The following is a 21,344-nucleotide window of genomic DNA, read 5'->3' as shown; positions in this document are numbered from 1 at the left end:
TGCCCGGCTCGCGGCGGGGCGGTCCGCCTCGCGCCGCGCCGGCGCGGAACCAGGGACGAACCTGGGCGGGGTGCTAGCCTCGCGCGTGGTAAAGGACGGTCTGAGCACGGTCGTGATTGCCGAGATCAAAGGAGGGCCGACGGCAGTGATCGCTGAAATCCACGGTGAGCCACAGGTCGCCTCCCTCGCCGGCCACCAGACGAAATGAGGGGAAATCGCCCAGCTTCGTGTGGAACGGGATGGGAATATTCTCCCAGTCCCCTCCTCGACCCAGCCGGTAGATGCAGAGCGGCGATACCTGGTCGCTAGAGGTCACGAAGAGCCCGCCCGACGGCGTGGCCAGGAGGCCGTGTACCCCATCGCCCCCCCAGAAGGGCGGCAGCATCTGCCAGCTGCCCTGCGCGCGGCGCGCGATGAAGCGCTCCCCGGATCGGAGCGAGCCCCACGCGAAGAGCTCGTCGCCTCCACCTCCGATATGCAGTGAGACGCTCTTCTCATCCACGCCGGGTGGCAACACGAGCCTCTCCGGCCTGAGCTCACCTCGCGGGAATACCCACCACTCAGGCTCGGGGGGCGTGGCCCGTGTCCCGTAAACAATCACGTCGCCAGATCTCGTCGTGCCGAGCCCCACGGGCGGGTTCCGGTCACCCCTCTGGAGGTTCTCGGCGAGAACGGGAGGGATGGGCCTTTCCGAGCCGTCGAGCCACCGCAGGACGCCGTCGACGCCCATGGCGAGCACCCCATCGGCCCATGTGCGGACCCACGCGAGATCCGGCTGCTCCACCCATCGCCCGCGCTCCTCGTCCCAGCGGACGAGCGCGCTCCGTGGGGTGGCCGCCGTGATGATCCCCGGCATCGCCGGAGACGGACCGGCGGCCGCCTGCGCATACCACCCTACGTTCGTGGCGATGGCCCAGACGCGGTCAGGCCATCGACCGTCCATGCCGTGGATCTCTCCCGGGACGACCGGCGGCTGAGACACCCCATCGGCGCCCGGCGCCACCACAACCTCGGTCCTCCGCGGATCGTGGAGCCGCCCGCCCTGGGCCCGCGCCACGTGAGGCCCGGTGGAAGCGAGGACCGCTCCTTCAAGGCGGTGGAGCTGGATGGGCTGATGTGACGATGCGATTGCCGTGAACATGCCGAGAACGACCCCTCTCTTCTTACCTCTTACCGCTTCCCTCGGATGCGCTCGCCTGCCGTGCGCAGCTCATCCAGCCACTCCATCCGCAATCGCGGGTCCGTCGCGAACCTCGCCATCCACGCCGAGTCCTCGTCGCGCTTCCCTTCGGGGGTGAGCCCGTACCGCGCGATCGTCGCCCGCTCGGCCGCCGGGCTCGCCGTGATCTCCGCGAGCATGGCGACGTAGTCCTTGAGCGAGAGCCGGGGCCCGGGAGCGGCCGGCGAGGGCGCGGACGAAGCGAACGGAAGCGTGGGCTTCGCGATCTCGAAGACCTCGCTCGTTGCCTGCCCGGCGAGGCCAGGCACGGCGCCCGCGGCCGGCGAGGGCGCGGACGGAGCGAACGGAAGCGCGGGCTTCGCGATCTCGAAGACCTCGCTCGTTGCCTGCCCGACGAAGCCCGGCGCGGCGCCGCCAGGCGGCGGTAAGGCCGGATCCTGCGACGGCGGAGCGCCACGCTCGCTCTCGCGCGGCGCTCCGCCGGCGAAGGGGAGCGCCGGGGCCCTCGGACCCGAGAGCGCCAGCGCCGTCTGCTGGTCGAGCCCCTTCCGGACCACCGGCGCACGCGGCGGCGGCGGCGGTGGCGCCACCGCCGGCGCGCTCGACGGCTGCAGGAAGGGCAGGACGGGCTCCGAGCGGTTGGACAGCGCTTGCGTCGTATCGGTCAGCACGACGCTCGCCGTCCTCTGCTTTGCTTTCACCTCGGCGGCGCGGCGCGGCCTCCGCGTCGACGTCTTCAGCGTCGGCGGCTCCGGCCGGACCTCGGGCGGCGGACCGGGCGCGGCGGCGAGGATCGCGGTCGCCTCGTTGCGCACCCCCTCGTCGGACGCGATGCGCTCGTGCCACACGCCGAGCAGGCGGAAGACGTCGCCCTCGCCGAGGCCGCGCGCCTCGAGGAAGCCGAGCGGGTCCTCCGCGGCCGTGAAGGTGCGGAAGAAGTCGAGCCAGGCGCGGAGCTCCGTGTCGAGCGGCGGCACCTTGCGGTCGACGTGCGCCTGGGCGGCCAGGCGGTGCTCGTCGCACGCCGCGATCAGCGCCCCGTCCTCCATCGCGCTCTCGGCCAGCCGCGCAGACCACGCCGCCTCCACCTCCGGCCACGCCGCGGCGGGAATCGCGGCGTGATCCAGGCACTGCTCCAGCGGGACGCCCTCGGCGACGTACGCAAGGACCGACGCGTACGCGGAGAGCGCCACGCCCGCGATCTCGGGATCTGCAGGCGGCGTCCGGTCAGCGCTCATCTCAGCCATCGCCGCGCACCACCACCTCGCGCAGCACCCGCCGACCCCGGCCGATGGGGAAGACCGCGCGCGCCACGAGCTCCACCCGCCGCGCCTCAGGCTGGAGCAGCACGGTGTCGATCAGCGGCCGCGCGATCACGCGCTCCCCGGTGTCGTACCGCGCGCTCGCCGCCACCGGGAGCGCCGGGAGCGCGAACGCGAGCGGATCGAGCGACATGCCGTGGACGCCCACCGGATCGCCGGGCGCGAGGTGCTCCTCGAACTGCAGCGAGGGGTGGGCGACGTTGCCGAAGCGGATGTCCTGATCGGGGGGCGGGAGCGGCATCCGGGTCGCCTTCCACCGCGCGTCGAAGGTGCCGGCGTACTCGAGGCGCGGGGACCAGTGCGTCATGATCGCGCCGAAGCCCATCGGCGGGTGGCGATCCGAGGGCGAGCCGTGGGGCCGGTCCGGGTGCTCGATCTGCGGGGCAGGCTGGTCCACGAGATCGGCGGCGCTCCTGGCTGCACCGACGCCCGCGGGGTTGCGGAGCTCGATGATCGAGAGGTCGTCGGACATGCCGCCGTAGGCCCGCTCGTAGACGATCGGCGTCCGGAGGAAGGGCTGGGCGGGCCCGATCCTGACGCCGAAGACGCCCCTGGAGAAGACGCGCGGGCCGTGGACGCGCAGCGGCGTCAGGCGCCGTCTGACCTTCACGGCGACGTCGAGCACCGTCACCATCGCCGGGGCGACCGCGTCGCCGGTCACCACCACGTCCGTGCCGAGCTTGGCGACGCCGAGGTCGGACGGGAAGCGGAGGCTGCTCCGCGGGCTCCCGGGATCCCAGGGCTCGTCGGCGACGCGGACGGGGGCCGGATCGTCGGCGAGCTTCGGTCTGCCGCTCCGGTCGACGACGAAGGTGCCCTTGACGATGGCGACGAGGACGTCGTTCCCATCCCGATCGATCATGGGGACGGGCTGGACGGCGAAGGGCGACTCGTTCGCGACGCTCATGAAAAGGTCCGCAGAGGGGCCCCGCATCCTACATGCGCGGGTCACGGTTCATCCCTTGAAAGTGCACTGGGAGCGCGGCGGCCGATGAGGCAGTATCCGACACGCCCGCAGCCGCGGACGCGGCCGGAGGGCCATAGCGCGCATCGTAGCGCACCCTGCGATCGAGCGTTGCGCGCTCTGCGCGAGATCCGGGAGCTCCGGGAGCGGCACGAGCACGCGGCCGCGCGCGTGTCCAGGGAACCCGCTGCGTCGTGGAACAATCCCAGCGCCGCTGTCTGGATGATATGAAAAGCGCTCAGGAAGATCAGAACTGTCGTCCACGCCCCTCGACGAGCCACTGCCGGTACGTCGCACAGGCACGCTCCCACGCCGCGCGGATCTCCGGCGAGCTGGCCATCTTTCCTTGCCAGTGGGCGTCGAGCGCTGCGCGCTGCTCGACCGTGATGCCGTACCGCTGGAGGACCTGGGACAGGTTCGCCGGGGCGAGCACGGCCTCGACGCAGAACGACGCGTATTGCTCCAGCGAGAGCGGCGGAGCCGCAGGGGGCTTCGGCTTCGCGGCCGCCTCGAAGGGCGTGGCGGGGCGAGCCGCGCCCGCGGAGACAGCCTGGGTCTCGCGGACGCTCGCGAAGTGCCGCATGCCTGCGGGCACGGGCGCGTTCGCCGCGGCCGGCGCCGGCAGGGCTGCGCTGCCCTCGAACGGCGTCGCCGGCGTGGCGGAGCGAACCGCCTCGGAGATGTCCGCTGTCACGCCGCCGACCGGCGCGGCCGCCGGAGGGCGCGCCGGTCCCTGGACCGCAATCGCGTGCGCGACCGCCCGCTCCATGGCGTCCGCGCTCGTCCCGGCCCCGCGCTGGAACGGCAGCGCCGGCCCCGTCGGCGCTGCGCTGGATGCGCGCGCGGTTTCCCGCAGGTTCGTGAAATGCCGCATGGCCGCCGGGACAACCGACGACTCCCAGGAGGACGCCGGCGTCGCCGCGGCGGCAGGCCGTATCGACGGCTCTACCCGCGGCGGAGGCGCCTTGATGTCGTCGGGCATCGGCGGCGCCCCCAGGCCGCGGGGCTGGGCGTCGGGGCGATCGAGGTCTTCGTCCTCGGCGGCGAGGCCGACGATCTCCCGCGGATACAGGCGTGGCTCGCGCGCACCCCGGTCACGCCGGCGGTGCTGTCGGCCATCGGCCGCTTCGGCCATGCCGGGGCCTGGGCTTTCCTCGTGCATCACCTCGCCGAGGAGGTCCTCTCGGATGCGGCGGCGTCCGCGCTCGAGGCGCTCTTCGGCGAGCGCGTCCCGGCGGCCGAGCGCAAGCTGCCGCGGGCGTGGCGGGCCGCGATCGCCGCGGCGCGCCTCGACCTCGACGTGCGTTACCGTCGCGGCGAGCCGTGGCGCCCCGAGGTGGTCGTGGCGGAGTGGGCCGACGGGGCGCTCCCACGCCACGAGATCGCCGCGCGCGCCGACGAGCTCCTCGCGCGCATCCGCGCGGGCACCCCGGTCGAGCTCGACGGCTGGACCCCCTCGCCCGAGGCGCAGCTGGAGTCGCTGGCCGCTACGAAGTGTCCAATGGCCTGGTAGGGGGCGGCGTTACCCTGTCGCCCCCGCGCGAGCTCGCCGTGGTACGGGTCGGCTCGTTCGAGGCCTCGATCGTGCCGGACATTCACCACTTCACGAAGCTGAGCGGGCGCTTCGCGCTGGGCGCCTCGCGGTTCATGCCGTGGCGGAGGCCGCCCGTCGTCGAGGTGATGGGCGCATACTACCCCGATCACACCTTCGTGGTCTACCAGTTTGCCCCCGGCGAACACAGGATTCACCCCTTCGCGTTCCGTTTCAGGAGCCGTTATAACCGCCTCTTCTTTCCGGCGCGCCACATGCACCAAGGCGATGTCCCGCAGACGGCCGATTTTGATCACGAATATTACGCGCAGCGCGCGCAGCTCCACACCCGGGGCCCCTACACGCCGCAGGACAGGCCGGATCTGGAGCTGCCGTGGTTCATCGATCGGAGACAGCCGGTCGACTATGGCCGAATCCAGGGCACGCGGATGAACGAGGACACCTTCGCAGAGCTCTGGGCCTGAGCGTGGGCCTTGGCGCGTCAGGCGGAGGCTCGGCGAGGAGGACGCCCTACGTGCTTTACAGCGGCGCTGACTCATGGGGCGACGACGATCGACTGGAGAAGAAAGGCCGCGCGCCGCGATCGAAAGGGTGACGAGCCGGGATCAGACGCGAGCCCTTCCGCCGGCGGCGAGATCATGGCCAGAATCTGCGGATCGTAACACGGTCATCTACAGTCATCGCCTCCGTCACCGTGCCGGCGGGCCGCCGCAGGCGTGAGCGCGGCCGCAAATCGCGGTCGAAGAGAGCCGCCATGCCTCACAGGCCGTCGGGATAGCTCTTCCGCAACGCCGCTGACCGGCTCTACGTCCGCGTCCTCGTCGGCGACGACGACCGCGAGAGAGCGCATCTCCTCGCTTATCTGCCTCTTCGTCCACTCCCGCGTCCGCCCCACATTCGCCGAACGGCGCAGCCGCTGGACCATGCATCGCGAGCGACTTCCGGCGATGAACCGCTCGCCTTGCCCGGATACGGCGATGACGCATCGTTCCTCATGGCGCCGGACACGATCATCGTCATCATCTGCTACACTATCGCGTCGCACGATCGTCACCGTCGAGAATGTTAGTTTTGCGTCCTGAGCGCAGCGCTATCGGCATGCAGAGCGACGATACGTCCGGCGTGTCCTCGTGACGCTCCTCCGTTCGGGTGTGCAGTGCGGAGTATGGCTGCGCTCGACGGGCCCGCGGCGCTGTCTGTGACATTGTTTCTCGCCATGCCAGCTTGCCAGATAGCCTGCTCGTTCGGCCTGATGCATCTGCACATCTTTCTGCGCCGGACGAGCAGCCTCTCCGGCGGAATGGCTCCGGTCTGCTCTGGTCGTTCACTCACGTGAGGCGTGTATGTCCCCTGTTGTCATCATCCTCATCGCCCTTGTAGCCACATGCGTCGCCGGCGTTCTCATGCTCATCGGCGTCCGCGCATCCAAGCTGGCGCGCGAGCTCGAGCAGGCCGAGCGTAAGATCGAGTCGCTGCACGTTGAGAACGGCAATCTCGGCGGCGTGCTGGCCGCTCTGAATGAAGAGCACGCGAAGGCGGAGAGCTGCCTCGAGTATATGGACGGATACATCAAGAGCCTGAGCGCCGAGCTCGAGCGGCGCCCGAAGATCACCCGGAAGACGTACAGGATACTGACGCTCGGGGTGAAGGCGACCGGGAAGACATCGCTCACGCTCAAGTGGGCGAATCCGCTGATTGATCTGGGCACGCTCGAGGGCACGAAGTTCGAGCGGTACGAGCGGACGGTGAGCCACGTGCCACAGAAGGACGTGGTGATCGAGCACGTCTTCGAGGTCCATGACTGGGGCGGCGAGCACATCGTCGAGGCGGTACAGCAGCTCATCGTCGACGAGATCCACGGGGTGCTGATCGTGGTGGACCTCGGCGGCAAGGAGGCCAAGCAGTCCGAGCAGAGCCGCATCCAGGAGCAGCTCCAGGAGTTCCAGGTCCAGGTGCTCAAGTTCCTCTTCGCGCCGAAGACGCTGACCTCTTGCAAGACGGTCGTTCTGTTCATCAACAAGAGCGATCTGCTCGCGGGGACTCCGGCGCATGTCGAGGAGCAGGCCAAGAAGCTCTACGCGCCGCTGCTCGATAACCTGAACAGGTTCTCGACCCACGTCAACGTGCGGGTGCTCGTGGGGTCCGCGAGCTACGGCCACTCGACCCACCTCCTGTTCTCGCACTTTGTGGAGCGGATCCTCCCGAAGAGCGCCTACGACGTCCAGCTGCTCCAGCGCATGAAATCCGAGATCTCGGAGCCGAGGGGGCCTGCGCCGAGCGAGCGGCCATCGCCTGAGCTGCCCGCCGCGGCGCCTGCACCAGAGCCTGCAGCGTTGACGGAAGATCCGGTGATCTCGGTAGCTGAGCTCGTGACGCCGCCCCCCTTGCCCGGAGCAGCCCCAACTTCCGAGCGCGTGGCCGGGCTGAAGAGCACGACAAGGATTCCGGGCCCGCCGCCGAGGCCGCCCTTGCCGCGCGGGAGTGAGGAACGAGGTGAGCGATGATGGTGCACGGCGCGCCGGCAACGGGCTATGTCGTGCCAACCTACGAGCCCGCGCCGGGGGAGGTCTGGTATCATTTTCTGCATGGAAACGTGCCCGGGCATCAGATCGACTTCATCTACCGGCCCGATGTGCCGCAGGGGCCGCTCACGCAGCAGCACTTCAGCCACCTCACGCAGCTGATCAATTACATCGAGCCTCGCTCCCGGCACGAGTATGCGTTCGCGATCGGCAATCTGTCGCGGGACGACACACAGCACGAGCCCGGCCACGGGGGCGTGGCGCTGCTCTTTGGGCTGCGGATCCACGGCGCCAAGGACCACGCTGGCCGGCAGGATCCGCCATTTTGCCATGCGATAGCGGCGATCGATCGGCACGTCGACGCGGCGGGTTTCCTCGAGGTGGCGCTCTCCTTCTACCGTAAGCTGCGGCCGGACGTCGACTCGGAGGTGTCGGGGAGCGGCTGGTACCACACGTACCTGCGGTACGGGCAGAACGAGGACGCGCTGTTGCCGATCCTCCGCGGATACATCCTGGATTTCGCGGATCTGCCAGCGCCCGAGCCAAGCCGTCTCCGCCTCCGGTGGACGGCGGCGGGTTCGGCTCATCCGAGGCGGGTGGTGATTGTGCACGGGCCAGACGAGCCGTTCGACGCGATCGCTGCGTGCGCGGCACGGATCGCTGGCGTCTTGGTCGAGTCGGATATCCGCTGGACAGCGGTCTCGAACGGTCGAGAGGCGGACATGCTGGGCGGAGTGTCGGTCCGGTTCGTGCCGGAGCACGAGGCCAGGGCCGAAGCAGAGGACGGCCGGGTGCTTCGTCTCGGAGATGTGCCGCACCAGCCCAAGGAGGTCGCGGAGCAGCTCTTCGGGGCGCAAGAGGTCCGGGGCGTGCGGCAGCCGGTGATGACCGGGTGGCAGCCACTGGACCGGCAGCCGGCACCGGAGGGAGGTGCCCCGCGCGCGGTCGAGGGCGCGCCGGCGCGGGCTGGGCACACATCGGCGCGCGAGGGCAAGCCGCTGGCGGGGGCGGGGGATGCCGCGGGCGTTCTCGGAGGGGAGCGGAGCGAGCGGGCGTCGGCGGCCTCGCACGGCGGCGGCCGGGTCGCCGTTGGAGCGGTGGCGGGAGGGACGAGCGAGCGCGCGAAGACACCCGCCGCCCGAGAGGCCCAGATCGAGGCCGCAACGGCGGCGATCAACAGGTCGCGAAGGCAGCTTGGGCTGCTGATCGGGGTGGGGGTCGCGCTGGCGATCGGGGGAGCGGCTGCAGCGGTAGCGCTCGGGATGAGCGGGTCGAGGGCGGAGCCCCAGATGGGCAGCCCGTCGGCGTCGGCCAGTCCGGTGCGCTATGGAGGAGAGGAGAGAGAGCCGGCGGCTGCGATCACGGAGTCGCCTCGTTCGGCACCGACCGTAGCGGGCAAGACAGCTATATCAGCGCCGCCTGCGTCCTCGGTGCTCGCTGGGGGTCGCGTGCAGGGTACATCGAGGGGACAGAGCAAGAACAACAGGAGCGGAGGGACGCGCAAACCGTCAGGAACGGGGAACAAGAGCGGAGCTTCCGTGTTCAAGGTTCCATAACAATTTCTCGGTATTTCGTTCTACCTTCGCGGTTCTGGCTGACATTCATTGTTCGTGCATTTATATCCGCGCACGCATTCGTCGTCATTGTTGCATGGGTCACCTTCCTTGATTAGGCATACGTAGGGGCCCCTATCGGTTCTGCGCGCGCAGATGCCAGTGACGCATTCTTCGTTATTGGTGCAATCCTTTTTTAACGCTGTCCGACACATGCCTTGGCCGTTGCACACCCTGTTGCCGATACATGAAGCGGTCCCTGGCCGGTCGTCCGTCATGTTGACGTCGATCGGCGAACACAATGCATTGACGGGGTTCCAGCGGCGACATTCGTCACACTCCTTGCAGATTCCGTCGACGCAGGCGCCGCCCTTGCAGAATGTTGCGCCGTTGTCGTTGGTGTTACATGGTGCGCCGATGCATAGTGGGCACGTTCCTGTCGAACATGCTGCGCCGCTGTCTAGACAATCCTCGCAATTCCCCTGACCGTCACAGACCTTTTCTAGGTTGTCTATGGTGACGCCGCAGACCTCGCCCGCTGGCAAATGAGTCGTTTCACAGTTCTTCTCTTGGTTGCATATTGTGCACAGATTGTCGTCGCAACTGCACGTGCTGCTTTCCGTTCCCCCTGTGCCAGTCCCGCTCGGTGCTCCGCCTGCCCCGGTAGCGGCGCTCGCCGACGTGCATCGTCCCCTGTCATCGGTACATGTTCCTTTTTCGTTGGCAGCTGTCTGGGCGCTCTCGTAACAGCCCATTGATTGCAGCATGAGCAAACTGGCAATGCCTGTCGAGGCAGAGCCGACCCATGCGAATGTCCGGATCTTGCGCTGTGGCATGGCGTTGACCTCCGTCTGCAGTTGTTCAGAAAGTCCCTGCCGCAAGTACCCCGTGCATGGAGGGCACAACGATAAGGTCCGGCTCGGCCCTTGCAGCTTGCGCCGGTCGCTCGGCCTTCCACAGGACAAGCGCCAGTGTCCCCGCGGCTGCGAGCCCCCCCACCGCGAACCCGGCGATGCCGATGGCTTGATTCCGGTCCCTGACCTTGGCGAAATCGTTCAGCTGACGGCAGCCAACGATATTCTCCCGCTCCGGGCAGATCGTTTCCCCGAACGGCGTCTCCCTCACCAGTCGGTCGCGCTCCTTGACGAAATCGGCATTGTTTGCTGCCGCGGCCGCCGAGAATCCCACGCCGACACCGACCCCGGCGACGGTGAGGCCTACCCCGCTCACGATGGCCCAGGTCCGCCAGCTCGGGCTTGCCGTACTGGGGCTCGTGTCCGCCAGGTTCCCCGATCCGACCGTCGGCCTCGCCACCACCACGCTTGCCGGCTTCTGTACCGCCACGGATGCGGTCGCCGCCGGCGCCTCCACCACCTGAATTGCCGGCCCCGTGCTCGTCGCCAGCGTGAGCTGCACCTCCGGCGCGGACCCGGCCTGTACCTGTAGCTCCTGGCTTGCGGACCCCGTTCCCGGCTTCCTGGCCTCGAAGCGCCGGCTCCCCGGCTCCACGAACACCGGCCTCTCGAGCGGCGCCGTACCCACCGCCTGCCCGTCCACCAGCACTTCGGCTCCTGCCTCCACCTGGACCGTCACCGTCCCGATCTTCGCCTGGACCTCCGCCAGCATTCCCTCGGCGGCCGCCCGGTCCGCCGGCCGGATCTCCTTCGCCTCGCGCAGGAAGAACGTCAGGTGCTCCGCCGCGTCCCGCGGCTTACCTGCACGTAGCTCGACCCTCCCCAGATTCGCCGCCTTCTCGGCGGTCGGATCAAGCTGAAACGACTCCAGGATGAGCTGCCGTGCCTTCTCCCACTGCCCGGCCCTGGCAGCGCGGACCCCCCGGTCGTACAGCAGCGAGGCCTCCCTCTGTCGGACTGCCGCGTCCTGCGCCCGCTGGGCCTCCGCCCCGGGAGAGGCCTCAGGTGCCGTGGTAGGCGCGACCTCGCTCTGCGCCAGGGATGGCACGCTGCCCGCCATGGTCGCCAGCGCCACCCCTGCGGCCCACCATCGCCCGCTAACCCTCCGTGTCCCCATCATTGTACCTGCGCTTTCCGGGGCGAGCGATGCTCCTGCCCCCGTCCCGCTGCCATCCCGTGCTGCGCCGATCGGCCCCCGTCCAGATCGCGTGTCCGGCCCTGGTCAGGTTGCATTCTCAATGCCAGACATTCGTCCCCTGTCCGAAGCCGCGCGCGAGGCAGCACCCGTGGAAAAACAGCCTACGACATGGTAATGCTATCTTTTACTTCCGGGTCATGGCAGCCGGGAGTCTTGATGAACGTTCTACGGCCTGGCGCAACGGCTCTTGGATGGGTGGCTTCACCGCGCCCGGAGGCGGACGCACGGGGGCGTTGCTTGGCGCTGCCGGCTGGGACGTTGTCGACGTGGTCGGTTCCGTCGAGGGCGCGGGGTCCGTAGGCACGGGGGTCGTTGAGGGGGCGTCCGGGATCGACGGAGCATGCGGCGCCACCACGGATGTCTCGGCACCCGGAGGCGCTTGCCCCGGAGATGCCGGCGGCGTGGCCGTTTCGGCGGGCGCCGTCTCGTCCGACGCCGCACCGAGCATGACGACGATCCCGAGAGCTGCGATCGTCGAGACGATTCCGACCCCGACAGCTACATAGAGCCACGCTCCCACGTCGCGAGCGCGCCTTGGTGACACCGGCGCGCTGGCTGCAGCTCCCTCGGCCGCTGGCCGCGCGATCGGAGCCGTCGTCGTGGTGACCCCGGGGACGTGTCCCGTGGCCGCACCATGGCCCAGCGCCACGTCCGGCGGGTGCGCCATCGCGCCGTCCTGAGGCGAAAGCTCCAGCAACGAGGCGCTCCGGGTGTCGACGGCCGGGTGCCTCGTCTCGGTTGCCGGCTGCGGCTCGCGCCGCCAGGCCGGCAACGGCGATGCGATCGGCGCCGACGGGGACATGAGTTGCGTTCCTGTCGGCGTCAGCCGCGTCCTGCCCGCCGCCACCGTGGCGGCCTGGGCCGCACCTGGAGAGGCCGGTGTGCCCTGCGGTAGCGGCAGCGTGCTCTCCTGACACTCCGTGACCGAGGTTGCGGGGGAGGTGGTCATCGTGGGTCGCCAGGGAAACGCAGGAGGACTCCCGCCCTGACCGAAGTCCATCGGAGCACGCCTCGGGCTCGCCGGGCTCGCTGGACCTGCGTCGGGCATCGAGCCCATCGACGCTTGCTCAGGGCTCGACGTGGGTGGCAACGGCATGTCCACGATCACGCGCGAGACAGCGCTCACCTCGGCGATGGACGCAAGCGACCGCGCGAGGCTGGTTGCATCCGGGAAACGTTGGTTGCGATCCCGCTCCAGACACCGCGCCACGAGCTCGTCGAGCGCGGACGGCACGCTCCGCAGCCGGTGGGAAACCGGCCGGATCGGCTCGAACAGAACTTGATGCACCACATCGTTGACCGTCGCGCCCCGGAACGGCCGCATGCCTGTGAGCATCTCGTACAGGATGATCCCGAGCGACCAGATGTCGGTGCGGTGATCAAGCTGCTTGCTCATGGTCAGCTGCTCAGGGCTCATGTACGCAGGTGACCCGACCGCCATGCCGGTCATCGTCGCTTGGACGCCGGTGGCGTTCAGGCTCTTGCTCACCCCGAAATCGAGCACCTTGACGGTGAACGAGCGCGCATCGGCGTCGGCCTCACGATGCAGGAAAATGTTCGCGGGCTTGAGGTCTCGATGCATGATCTTGGCGCTGTGCGCGGCGTCGAGGGCGCTCGCGATGTCACGACCGATCCTCGCGACGAGAGCGGGCGGATCGATGCGCTTCTTGCGATCCAGCATGTCCGCGAGCGTCTCGCCGGTCAGAAGCTGCATCACCAGGAACGGATCCTTGTCGTCGGTCTCGCCGACCTCGTGGATCTCGACGATGTTCGGGTGCCTCAAGCCGCCGCACAGGCGCGCCTCGTTGAGCAATCGCTTCCGGAGTTCGTCGGTCTTACAAGCGATGAACTTGAGCGCGACCTTGCGCCCGTCGAGCACGTCGACCGCTTCCCACACCTCGCCCATTCCGCCCTTGCCCAGCCGCTGGACGAGCTTGTATTTACCGCCTACAGTCTCGCCTTCTTTCATGTTGGTCGACATATTTCACCTGTTCGGAGCGCTCCCAAAAGCAGCACACGCACCAGGCCCGCTCCGCCCAGACATCGAACAGGAAGCTGTCCAATGCAGGCAGAGAGATGACGCCAGAGGGCGTGGGCGACCACGTGACGAGACAACGCAGCTCGGTCACCCCCTGGCTTCAGATCGCTGCGCAATCAGGTTTTAGCCTTACATCTCCACTCCGGCAAGCGTCGTCGATCTTGAATGGCGAGACGACCGGTTACGACAGCAGTACCTGAGTCGCCTGCGCGAACGAAGAGATAAACGTTCGAGCGTCTCGAGGAGTTGGTCGAGGAGCGCTATGGCAATCAGACAGTAGATAACTTCGTGTCCTTCGAGCGCGACCTGTGTGGGATGATGGAGGAGATCGAGCGGGACCTGTTCGCGCAAGAGCTGTAGCAGTTTGACCTGGACGCCTCCTGTCGTGCTGATCGACGGGTGCCCCATCGTGGGGTGCTCCACTGCGAAGAGACGTAGTTGTCGGCGGCGGCACCGGTGTGGGTGGGGCGGACGCTCTGCTCGACAGTGTTGACATGAGCCTCTCTCGCGCCGACGCAGCGCATCATCGGCGAGCCGCGTCCAGTTGGCTGCGCTGAACGCAGCCCGAGTCTCCGCGGTGCTGTTCCGCTTCCAAGACTCCCAGGAGCGATCGCGGTACGGTCACACGCCAGCAGACATGACGCGTGCCACGGGCAGGCGTGCAACGCCATCGCACCTTCCGTGGATGTTCACGGTGCTCATCTCCCGTCGCGTGTCCGGCGTATGCGGCTGCGTCGAGCGCCGCTCCGCCGTGTCGACATGTCGCCCCTCGTCTGACGAGGTGCGACATCCGTCGCCGCTGGCGCTCGATGGAACCCCCCGTGCTTCCGAAGCTGGCGACGAGGCCGCCACGTCGGCGTGTATCCAGGAGTGCCGCTGGTGCGATCTCTGCCCCGACCGAACTCGCTCGGCGCGCGAGCATTTATCTACACATATCACGGCGGAGGTCGAACCTCATGACAGATCACTCTCGATCGAATCGACGCTCTTTGGAGCCTCTCTACCCGCAGGCGTTTCATTTTGCTCGTGCGGCGTCGCACCTGGTCGCGGCGACATATCGTAAAAATACATTCAGCCAGGCGGAGACGTCCAGCGCAGAAGCATCAGCGTGGTCTGCCGAGGCAGCGTCACCACGCAGCGATGTTGTTGCTCCGTGCGACAGGCCCGGCGGAGGAGCGGCCTGGGTATGTGATAGCCTGCCGTGCTGCCGCTCGACGCGAGAACAAATTGAGTCCCCTGGTGGGCCCGATCGTGGCTGTGAACCCGCCGCAGCAGGTGTATCGAGCTGACTTCCTCGCGAGATTGGGGGGGGCGCTCTGCCGCGTGTCTCCTGGAGCGTAGCCGACCGGCAGCATGCAACCGGTACATGCAACAAGTCGAACATCCGTGAGCCGTCAGCAGCTTGGAAGCGGTAAGAGTGTGACCAGTTCCTCGCGACTATCACCTGGTATGAACCGCAGCGCTTTGAGCAACTGGCTGCGCTACGACGGATTGCCGGCGGTCTGTGGCGGCGCCGCCGCACCGAATGCCTTCGTGACGCAGTCCGACGGACGCAGGGCAGAGCGATCCATCTCGAACGGCGACGGCGACTGCCACGCTCGCGATCCCGCTCACAAAATGCCGAATCCATCTGGGGGATCAGGTCGCGGTGCCGAACGGTCGCCATCCGTCGCCATGGCCGCGGTTCTTTGGAGGCGTGAACCCGGATCTCACCGCCTCGACGACCATGGCTCCGACCGGGCCCAACCGCCGGGTCCTCGAGCCTCGGGAGCTCGCGCCCGTCGAAACGCCGCCTCGGACTGCGGTGGTTGCTGAGCTTTCCAGCACGGTGAGCCGTGCCGTCGTCCCACTCGGGGACGATATGGCAACCGCCTTCCTCGCGAAGCGATCGGTCGAGTGGGTGAAGGAGCGGCCGAGGGGGCCAAGCGCCCGCCTGCCGCGCCGACACAAGCCCCGGCTCCCCCCGATCTAGACCGGGGCGGTCCTCGGCGAAACCAGGCGGCTGCGCCGCACGCTGACCAGGTGCGGCGCGTCCACGCGCCATCGGAGCGATGTGATCCACGAGCTCTCACGGCTCCGTCGGGGTCACAGGTGTCTCGCCGCAGTGCTCAAGCCGCGGCGTCGCCTCCGGTAGACTGCAACTCCACCGACCAGCTGTGATCATCGCGAGCAAGCCCCCGTCGCACCCCACAACCAGGTGGGCGCGGTCCTCGTTCACGCCCAGGGGCCGGTCCACGGAAGCGTCAAGGGATTCCCACATGACATGCGAACTCATCGAAGTACGGGATTGCTTGCTTCAAACCACGCCGATGTGCATGTGGTCACTTGCGACGAGCCTTTGGAGATGACAAATACAGCCGGTCAGGGGGGTGCAATCCATGAAAAAGAATGCCGTCGCTGTCTGTCTCGCCTTGTTTGCAATGTCTGCCTGTGAAGGAATAGAGCATCAAGAGGAGTTGAGCTTCGCTCGGGATGGACTGTCGTCCGATACTGGTTCGGGAGGTAATTTTGGCAGCGCCAGCGATCTGGAGCTTGTTGATGTCGACCCTCTCGACACGTCGTGCCGCTGCCCTGTGATAAGCTGCAGCAATGGTACCGAGCCGGAGTGTACCGCAGTGTGCGAAGGGCAGGCAGCTTGCACGTGTGCATATTGCAGTCAGAATATGAATCTTGAGGGGCGAAATTATTGCCGCTGTCTGTACTAGTCTGGAGCACCGATCGGGTTGATTTTGTGGTGGTTCTGGGCGCTTCGATGGAAGGCTCGGCCGTCTCGCCGGGCCGTGATCTCGTCCGCGACCGGAGGTGCATGGATGGAACGATGGTCGCCGCCGCTCGAGCTGTCGCGGCAGGCGCAGTCGCTGATGAAACGGCTGACACGCGGGAGAGCACGGCTCGGCTTTCTGAGGCTGCACCGGCACGAGCTGTTCGATGAGACGTTCCAGGAGCAGCTGGAGGGCATGTACCGGATGACGGGGGCAGGCGAGCCGCCGCATCCACCGGCGCTGATGTGCATGGTCACGCTGCTCCACGGCTACGTCGAGCCGCTGGAAGCGGTTCGATGGCTACAAGGAGCACATCGCACGCGACCTTGACGATCCCGTCATTGTCGCCCGCGCGGTCACACCAGCGAGCCGGCCCGAAGAAGAGGGGGCCGGACCGATCGCCGAGGACGTCCATCAGTATCCGTTCGGTAGAGCCCATCATTACGCCGAGCAGGCCAGAGACATAGGCTTGCCGTGCGATGCGAGAGCGACGGCAGGGCGCCAGCAAGGGCGGCGAGACCGGACGGAGGGACCCCGAGGCCACGACCGAGGAGCGCGCTGCCAGTGGCGCCGGCGTGCGGAGGCGGCGCACTGGCAAGTCGAGCGCAGCTGCCGCTGCACCTGAGGCGCAGAAGAGCGGCCGCACGCGGCGTACCGCGATGGATGGCGCAGATGCCTCGCCGCCGCGACCACGCCGGCGCGCGGTGCCCGCGGCCAGCGCGACGTCGCCGGAGACTACCGGCGGCGCGGAGCAGGCGCCGAAGCGCTCACGCGGCCAGCGTGGCCGGCGCCCAAGTCCAGGGGCTGGCAGCGAGCCGCTGCCGAGCGTCGGTGTTCTCGAGGGTCTGCTTCCAGGACTTGGGAGCGAGCTCTATGACCCGATCACGCGGCCAGCTCGGCAGCAGGATCAGCACGTCGCGCAGGTAGGCCCAGGGGTCGAGCTGGTGCAAGGCGCAGGAGGCGATCAGCGACACGATGGTGGCGTTCCACTCCGCCCCGTCGTCACTGCCCACGAAGAGCCAGTTTTTACGGCCGACGGCGGAGCTCGTCAAGGCGACTTACCCCTATCGAGAAGCGCACGCCCGGCGGTCGTCGCGGGATCGGCTCCCGCGGGTCCGGCCCAGCGGCGAGCGCGGCCCGCGCCTTCGTGCGCCGTGCGAGCGCCTGCTCGAGGACACGCTCCTCGGGACGCTGCCGTGTCTCAGGGTAGACGAGCCCAGCGCAGCGGCGGCAGCGCAGGCCCGGCGCGGCGAGGTGGAGCACGGCCGCCCGCGCGGAGCATCCGGGACAACGCGCCCAGAGCCGGAGGCCGCCGGAGGCCACGCGGGTCGTCTCGAGCTGTACGGCGATCGTCCCGGCCAGCACGAGGCGCGCGCCGACGATGGCTAGCTCGATGTCGGTATCGACCTCGCCGCGTCGGGCGGCGCTGGTAAGCGCAGCGATGTTTACAGAAGTGATCTCAGCGGTCCTGCGCCTGCGCACGCCGGCATCGTAGCAGGGCTCGATGCCGAGCTTCGAGAGCCGCGGCGGAAAGTCCAGGTCATCGAGGCCGGCGCGCTCTTACCTTGGCGACGATCTCTTCGTGCGGGATTCCACCTCAACGGAACGCGTTCTCCCGCTCCCAGCGCTCCTGCGCAGCGATCGCGTCGTCTGCGGCACGGACACCCGAGACGAAGAGCGCCGCGTGCTCAGGGTCGTCCAGGTCGAGGCCAAACTGTTACCGCGCCCTCTCAAAAGTGGAGTTCGCCCCGATCTCGATCCCTATTCGTGATGGGAATCCCCTGATCGGCCGCTGCCCGCCCATCAGCGAGCCGGTGTGGGCCCGAGAGAGGAAGCCAGGGTGGAGGCTGATGCCCCGCCGTCGGCCGGCGTTCGCTGTGCATTCCTAAAACCAACCAAAAAATCTCACACAAACGTCAAGTCGCGCGACTTCGCCGCGCTGAGCGCCCTTGCATTCCCGTTCCACGACCCCAATTACCACTACACTTTGCGACACGTCAGCCCCTCGCTGACGTAAGGCCGGGGCCGAGGGAGCGGAGCATCGGCGCGAGGCCGGCCACAAAATAGGCGACGAGGGGATGCGTGTTGTGGCGACCCGTCTTCCCCTCGTCGTGCTCCGAGCACCGTGCAGGAGCGGAGCTCATGCAGGATCGTTCAAGCCGACGTCGACATCAAGCGCTGGATGACGGTGCTGCCAACGGTTGACCTCGTGCGGCCCGCGCGCTGCCCCTGCTGCGACGCGGCCGGCCGCCCCGTCAACGGCCCGCTGGTGATGCGCGGCCACGGCCTGCGCGAGCGGCTGGTGTGCGGCCCGCTCGAGCCCGGCGGCGCTCCCCAGCAGGTCACGATCCAAGCTCGACGCTACCGCTGCAGCGCCTGCGGCGCGATCGTGGTCGTAGTGCCTCGCGGGTTGCTGCACCGCCGGCGCTACTCCGCGGCGGCGATCGGCTGGGTGCTTGCTCGCATCGGGCTCGACGGCGTGAGCACGCCTGTCGCCCGCGCCGAGGTGTGCCCCTGCGCGACCCTGGGCGTCGCAGCGGCCGAGCGGTGGCTCGCGCCGTCTCGCTGGATCGAGGCCAGCCGCCGTGGACAGCTGTTCCCTCGGCTCGGGCGCCATGGCGCGGAAAGCCCCCGCGCGCAGATCGCCGAGCGCACCGCGATGCAGCTCGTGGGGCTGTCACCTCAGGGCAGCACGCGGGAGCCGGCGCCGCACCTGGCGTTCCGCGGCGCCGTGCTCGCAGCGTGATGCCCATCCGCAGGCCAACGCAAGCTCCGGCGACTCCACCACGCAGGATCGGGCACGGCGGTGCAGGAATGAGGCACTGGGTCCACATGGGTCGTCGAAGACGGACCCGTGGAAAGGACCGCTCGTGGACATCCTCAAACCCAGAGACCACGCGGAGGAGATCGCCATCTTCCGCCACGGCATGATCGGGCAGCTCTGCGCTCGCGATCTCGAGCATGGCGACCTCGTCGAAGCGCTACGCGCCCTCTCGAAGGAGCGCGTGCGACCGCCCGGGAGCTCGTGTACACGCACCTTCGCGGTGCCGACACTCGAGCGCTGGCTCTATGCCTACCGCCAGCGCGGGCTCGAAGGGCTCTGCCCTCGCGCCCGTCGCGACCGCGGGCGCGGCCGCGAGCTCGACCCGGTGCTGAGAAGGCTGCTGTGCGACATCCGCCGGGAGCACCCGGACGCTTCGGTGCCACTCATCCTGCGCACGCTCCGCGCAGACGGACGCCTGAGCGCCACGGTCAGCGCGTCGACCGTGCGTCGCCTCTTCCGTCAAGAGGGGCTCGACAAGATCCCGCAGCGCGACGGGAAAGGGCCGACGACTCGGCTCAAGTGGCAAGCCGAGCGCCCTGATGCGCTCTGGCATGGTGACGTGTGTCACGGCCCGACACTTCATCTCGACGGCCGAAGGGTCACGGTGCGGATCCACGCCCTGCTCGACGATGCCTCGCGCTTCATCGTCATCCTCTCGGTCGAGAGCGACGAGAAGGAAGACACCCTGCTGCGGCTGCTCGTCCGTGCCCTCCGGCTCTACGGAGTCCCCGATGCGCTCTACCTCGACAACGGTGCAACCTACCGTGGCGACGCCTTGCGCCTCTTCTGCTCGCGCCTCGGGATCACCCTGCTTCACGCGCGCCCCTACGACCCGCAGGCGCGTGGTAAGATGGAGCGATTCTGGCGGACGCTTCGAGAGAACGTGCTCGACCACCTGGGCTCGGTCACGTCGCTGCAGGACATCTCCTCTCGCATCCAGGCCTTCCTCGACGTCCACTACCACCCGTCGCCGCACGCCGGGCTGATGGGGCGCGCGCCGGGGCTTGTGTACGCGCCCGGGCAGCGCCAGATCGACGCCCTCTCCGAGGCTCGCCTGCGCGAGGCGCTCACGCTCCGGCAGCGTCGGCGCGTGCGCCGCGACACGACCGTCGCCCTCCGAGGACAGCTCTTCGAGCTTGATCACGGCTACCTCGCCGGCCGTGTCGTGACGGTCGCCTATTGCGTGCTCGACGAGCCTCTCGCCCCGGTCGTCGAGCTGGAGGGGCAGCGGATCCCGCTTCGCCCTGTCGACCCGGTACACAACGCGCACGTCAAGCGGCCAGCGCGCCGAGCCACGAGCGGCGGCGCGTCGGCCGCGGGGCAGCCTGTTGCCTTCGACCCGGGCGGCGCCCTGCTCGTCAAGAGCGCGCGCGACGCGGCCCTGGCGACCGGCGCGGACGAGGCCGATGGGGAGGAGGACCTCGATGCGATCTTCTGAGCTCGGCTTCTTCGGCCTTCGCACGGCCCCCTTCTCCAAGGAGCTCGACGATGCCGAGCTGTGGTTGCCCACGTCCAAGCAGGTGCTCGTCGACGATCTCGAAGCGGCGCTCCTCGAGCGTGCCAGTGTGCTCCTCGTCGGTGAGCCGGGCGTCGGCAAGACGTGTGTGCTACGGGCCTTGCGGCATCGGCTACCCCAGGCCGGATTCCGCCTGACCTACTGCCACAATGCGACGCTCGGCCGGCGCGACTTCTACCGCTATCTCTGCCACGCGCTCGGCCTGCAGCCGACCTCGAGCGCCGCGAACCTGTTCCTCGCCGTCGAGCGGCATGTCCACGAGTTGCGCAGAGATCAGATCCACCCGGTGTTTCTGCTCGACGAGGCCCATCTGCTGCACCCGGACATGATGGCGCACTTGCATATCCTCTTGAATCACGAGTGGGACAGCCGTGCTCTTCTGTCGATCGTCCTTGTTGGCCTCCCGGAGCTCGAGGGCCGCATGGCGCTGCGCTCCCATCGCTCGCTCCTCACGCGCATCCACCACCGCTTCATGATCGAGCCGGCCACGGTGGAGGACACGGCGGAGTACGTGGCCTTCCGACTGAAGGGCGCCGGTGTGGAACACGAGCTCTTCTCGCGCGAGTCGCTCGCCGCGCTGCATGAGCTCGCGTCGGGCTCGCTGCGCGAGATCGACCGCCTCGCCTCGGCGGCGATGCGGGAATCGGCGCGCCGCAAGCGCAAGCTGGTCGACCGCGAAGCGGTGGCCCGCGTCGCCGAGACGCTCACGCTCGCCTCGTCTCTCGGCTGAACGGCGGCGCACAGCCCGCGAGGCTCGTCGGCCTCGCGGGCCGAGGCGCGTCTGATCCAGGATGGCCATCGCCTCGCCGCGAGGGACCGTGGCCGGCACGATGCCCATCGCCGTACAGCGCCGGCGCGACACGCCCGCGATGGGCATCGGCGGCTGGGGAGACCTACCGAGCTGCGGCAAGATGGCCATCATTCAGGCGGGGCGCAGTGCCATCAGCCAGCCGGCTCGGCAACACCAAACCGGAGCATCCGGGCGCGGTCGCGCGGCGG

General features: G+C 68.5%; 16 protein-coding genes. 9 read left to right on the top strand and 7 right to left on the bottom strand.

Translation table 11 applies throughout. The annotated features are described in order from the left end of the window. Nucleotides 1-73: 73 nt before the first annotated feature. Entirely contained in the window at nucleotides 74-943 is an 870-nt protein-coding gene (locus tag WMF24_RS32485; protein ID WP_437731309.1) for a hypothetical protein, read from the bottom strand. A gap of 3 nt (nucleotides 944-946) precedes the next feature. Between WMF24_RS32485 and WMF24_RS32480 the strand changes: the two genes are divergently transcribed. Further along, nucleotides 947-1,120, top strand: a complete 174-nt coding sequence (locus WMF24_RS32480; protein WP_437731308.1) for a hypothetical protein — start codon at nucleotides 947-949, stop codon at nucleotides 1,118-1,120. A gap of 50 nt (nucleotides 1,121-1,170) precedes the next feature. Here the strand turns inward: WMF24_RS32480 and WMF24_RS32475 are convergent, their stop codons facing one another. The 3 genes from WMF24_RS32475 to WMF24_RS32465 form a co-directional block, all read right to left on the bottom strand. Next, nucleotides 1,171-2,418, bottom strand: coding sequence for a hypothetical protein (locus WMF24_RS32475; protein ID WP_437731307.1), 1,248 nt, complete (start codon nucleotides 2,416-2,418; stop codon nucleotides 1,171-1,173). Between the two features lies 1 nt (nucleotide 2,419). Beyond that, a complete protein-coding gene (locus tag WMF24_RS32470) occupies nucleotides 2,420-3,409 on the bottom strand; it encodes a DUF2169 family type VI secretion system accessory protein (RefSeq protein ID WP_437731306.1) in 990 nt (329 codons plus the stop codon). A gap of 304 nt (nucleotides 3,410-3,713) precedes the next feature. Then, on the bottom strand, nucleotides 3,714-4,340 hold the full coding sequence (locus tag WMF24_RS32465) for a hypothetical protein (RefSeq protein WP_437731305.1): 627 nt from the start codon (nucleotides 4,338-4,340) through the stop codon (nucleotides 3,714-3,716). Here WMF24_RS32465 and WMF24_RS32460 point away from each other — a divergent pair. From WMF24_RS32460 to WMF24_RS32445, 4 genes are all read left to right on the top strand, one after another. Next, on the top strand, nucleotides 4,332-4,979 hold the full coding sequence (locus WMF24_RS32460) for a hypothetical protein (protein WP_437731304.1): 648 nt from the start codon (nucleotides 4,332-4,334) through the stop codon (nucleotides 4,977-4,979). The two genes, WMF24_RS32465 and WMF24_RS32460, sit on opposite strands and share 9 nt — an antisense overlap. A gap of 38 nt (nucleotides 4,980-5,017) precedes the next feature. Next, a complete protein-coding gene (locus WMF24_RS32455; protein ID WP_437731303.1) occupies nucleotides 5,018-5,482 on the top strand; it encodes a hypothetical protein in 465 nt (154 codons plus the stop codon). An 879-nt stretch (nucleotides 5,483-6,361) separates the two neighbouring features. Continuing rightward, nucleotides 6,362-7,522, top strand: coding sequence for a GTPase domain-containing protein (locus WMF24_RS32450; protein WP_437731302.1), 1,161 nt, complete (start codon nucleotides 6,362-6,364; stop codon nucleotides 7,520-7,522). Continuing rightward, nucleotides 7,519-9,096, top strand: coding sequence for a hypothetical protein (locus WMF24_RS32445; RefSeq protein ID WP_437731301.1), 1,578 nt, complete (start codon nucleotides 7,519-7,521; stop codon nucleotides 9,094-9,096). Before WMF24_RS32450 ends, WMF24_RS32445 begins: the two co-directional genes overlap by 4 nt. Before the next feature lie 858 nt (nucleotides 9,097-9,954). Here WMF24_RS32445 and WMF24_RS32440 read toward each other — a convergent pair. Next, on the bottom strand, nucleotides 9,955-11,067 hold the full coding sequence (locus WMF24_RS32440; protein WP_437731300.1) for a hypothetical protein: 1,113 nt from the start codon (nucleotides 11,065-11,067) through the stop codon (nucleotides 9,955-9,957). A 262-nt stretch (nucleotides 11,068-11,329) separates the two neighbouring features. Further along, complete coding sequence (locus WMF24_RS32435) at nucleotides 11,330-13,186, bottom strand: protein kinase domain-containing protein (RefSeq protein WP_437731299.1); 1,857 nt, start codon at nucleotides 13,184-13,186, stop codon at nucleotides 11,330-11,332. 2,867 nt (nucleotides 13,187-16,053) lie between these two features. Here WMF24_RS32435 and WMF24_RS32430 point away from each other — a divergent pair. Beyond that, nucleotides 16,054-16,335, top strand: a complete 282-nt coding sequence (locus WMF24_RS32430; protein WP_437731298.1) for a hypothetical protein — start codon at nucleotides 16,054-16,056, stop codon at nucleotides 16,333-16,335. Between the two features lie 437 nt (nucleotides 16,336-16,772). Here the strand turns inward: WMF24_RS32430 and WMF24_RS32425 are convergent, their stop codons facing one another. Further along, the gene (locus tag WMF24_RS32425; protein WP_437731297.1) at nucleotides 16,773-17,057 is read right to left on the bottom strand and encodes a transposase domain-containing protein; all 285 of its coding nucleotides are present in this window, start codon (nucleotides 17,055-17,057) and stop codon (nucleotides 16,773-16,775) included. A 1,073-nt stretch (nucleotides 17,058-18,130) separates the two neighbouring features. On the opposite strand from WMF24_RS32425, the gene WMF24_RS32420 reads away from it, so the two are divergent. The 3 genes from WMF24_RS32420 to WMF24_RS32410 all read left to right on the top strand — a co-directional run bounded on the left by WMF24_RS32420 (nucleotide 18,131) and on the right by WMF24_RS32410 (nucleotide 21,075). Beyond that, the gene (locus WMF24_RS32420) at nucleotides 18,131-18,751 is read left to right on the top strand and encodes a hypothetical protein (protein WP_437730027.1); all 621 of its coding nucleotides are present in this window, start codon (nucleotides 18,131-18,133) and stop codon (nucleotides 18,749-18,751) included. Nucleotides 18,752-18,875: 124 nt separating this feature from the next. Beyond that, nucleotides 18,876-20,267 carry a DDE-type integrase/transposase/recombinase gene (locus WMF24_RS32415; protein WP_437731296.1) on the top strand — a complete coding sequence of 464 codons (1,392 nt, stop codon included), beginning with the start codon at nucleotides 18,876-18,878 and terminating at the stop codon, nucleotides 20,265-20,267. Beyond that, entirely contained in the window at nucleotides 20,254-21,075 is an 822-nt protein-coding gene (locus WMF24_RS32410) for an ExeA family protein (protein WP_437731295.1), read from the top strand. The genes WMF24_RS32415 and WMF24_RS32410 overlap by 14 nt, the downstream gene beginning before the upstream one ends. Nucleotides 21,076-21,344: the final 269 nt, after the last annotated feature.

The sequence above is a fragment of the Sorangium sp. So ce1335 genome, assembly GCF_051521615.1.
GTDB lineage: Bacteria > Myxococcota_A > Polyangia > Polyangiales > Polyangiaceae > Sorangium.
Note: the sequence above shows the minus strand (reverse complement) of the source record. Positions and strands in the feature narration are given on the sequence as shown.

Bases quoted from the DNA above. Each gene is read 5' to 3' on its own strand.
- WMF24_RS32435 (WP_437731299.1), bottom strand. From the start codon at position 13,186: ATGTCGACCAACATGAAAGAAGGCGAGACTGTAGGCGGTAAATACAAG.
- WMF24_RS32410 (WP_437731295.1), top strand. From the start codon at position 20,254: ATGCGATCTTCTGAGCTCGGCTTCTTCGGCCTTCGCACGGCCCCCTTC.
- WMF24_RS32430 (WP_437731298.1), top strand. From the start codon at position 16,054: ATGGAACGATGGTCGCCGCCGCTCGAGCTGTCGCGGCAGGCGCAGTCG.
- WMF24_RS32450 (WP_437731302.1), top strand. From the start codon at position 6,362: ATGTCCCCTGTTGTCATCATCCTCATCGCCCTTGTAGCCACATGCGTC.
- WMF24_RS32470 (WP_437731306.1), bottom strand. From the start codon at position 3,409: ATGAGCGTCGCGAACGAGTCGCCCTTCGCCGTCCAGCCCGTCCCCATG.
- WMF24_RS32445 (WP_437731301.1), top strand. From the start codon at position 7,519: ATGATGGTGCACGGCGCGCCGGCAACGGGCTATGTCGTGCCAACCTAC.
- WMF24_RS32475 (WP_437731307.1), bottom strand. From the start codon at position 2,418: ATGAGCGCTGACCGGACGCCGCCTGCAGATCCCGAGATCGCGGGCGTG.
- WMF24_RS32460 (WP_437731304.1), top strand. From the start codon at position 4,332: ATGCCGCATGGCCGCCGGGACAACCGACGACTCCCAGGAGGACGCCGG.
- WMF24_RS32440 (WP_437731300.1), bottom strand. From the start codon at position 11,067: ATGGCGGGCAGCGTGCCATCCCTGGCGCAGAGCGAGGTCGCGCCTACC.
- WMF24_RS32485 (WP_437731309.1), bottom strand. From the start codon at position 943: ATGGACGGTCGATGGCCTGACCGCGTCTGGGCCATCGCCACGAACGTA.
- WMF24_RS32465 (WP_437731305.1), bottom strand. From the start codon at position 4,340: ATGCGGCATTTCACGAACCTGCGGGAAACCGCGCGCGCATCCAGCGCA.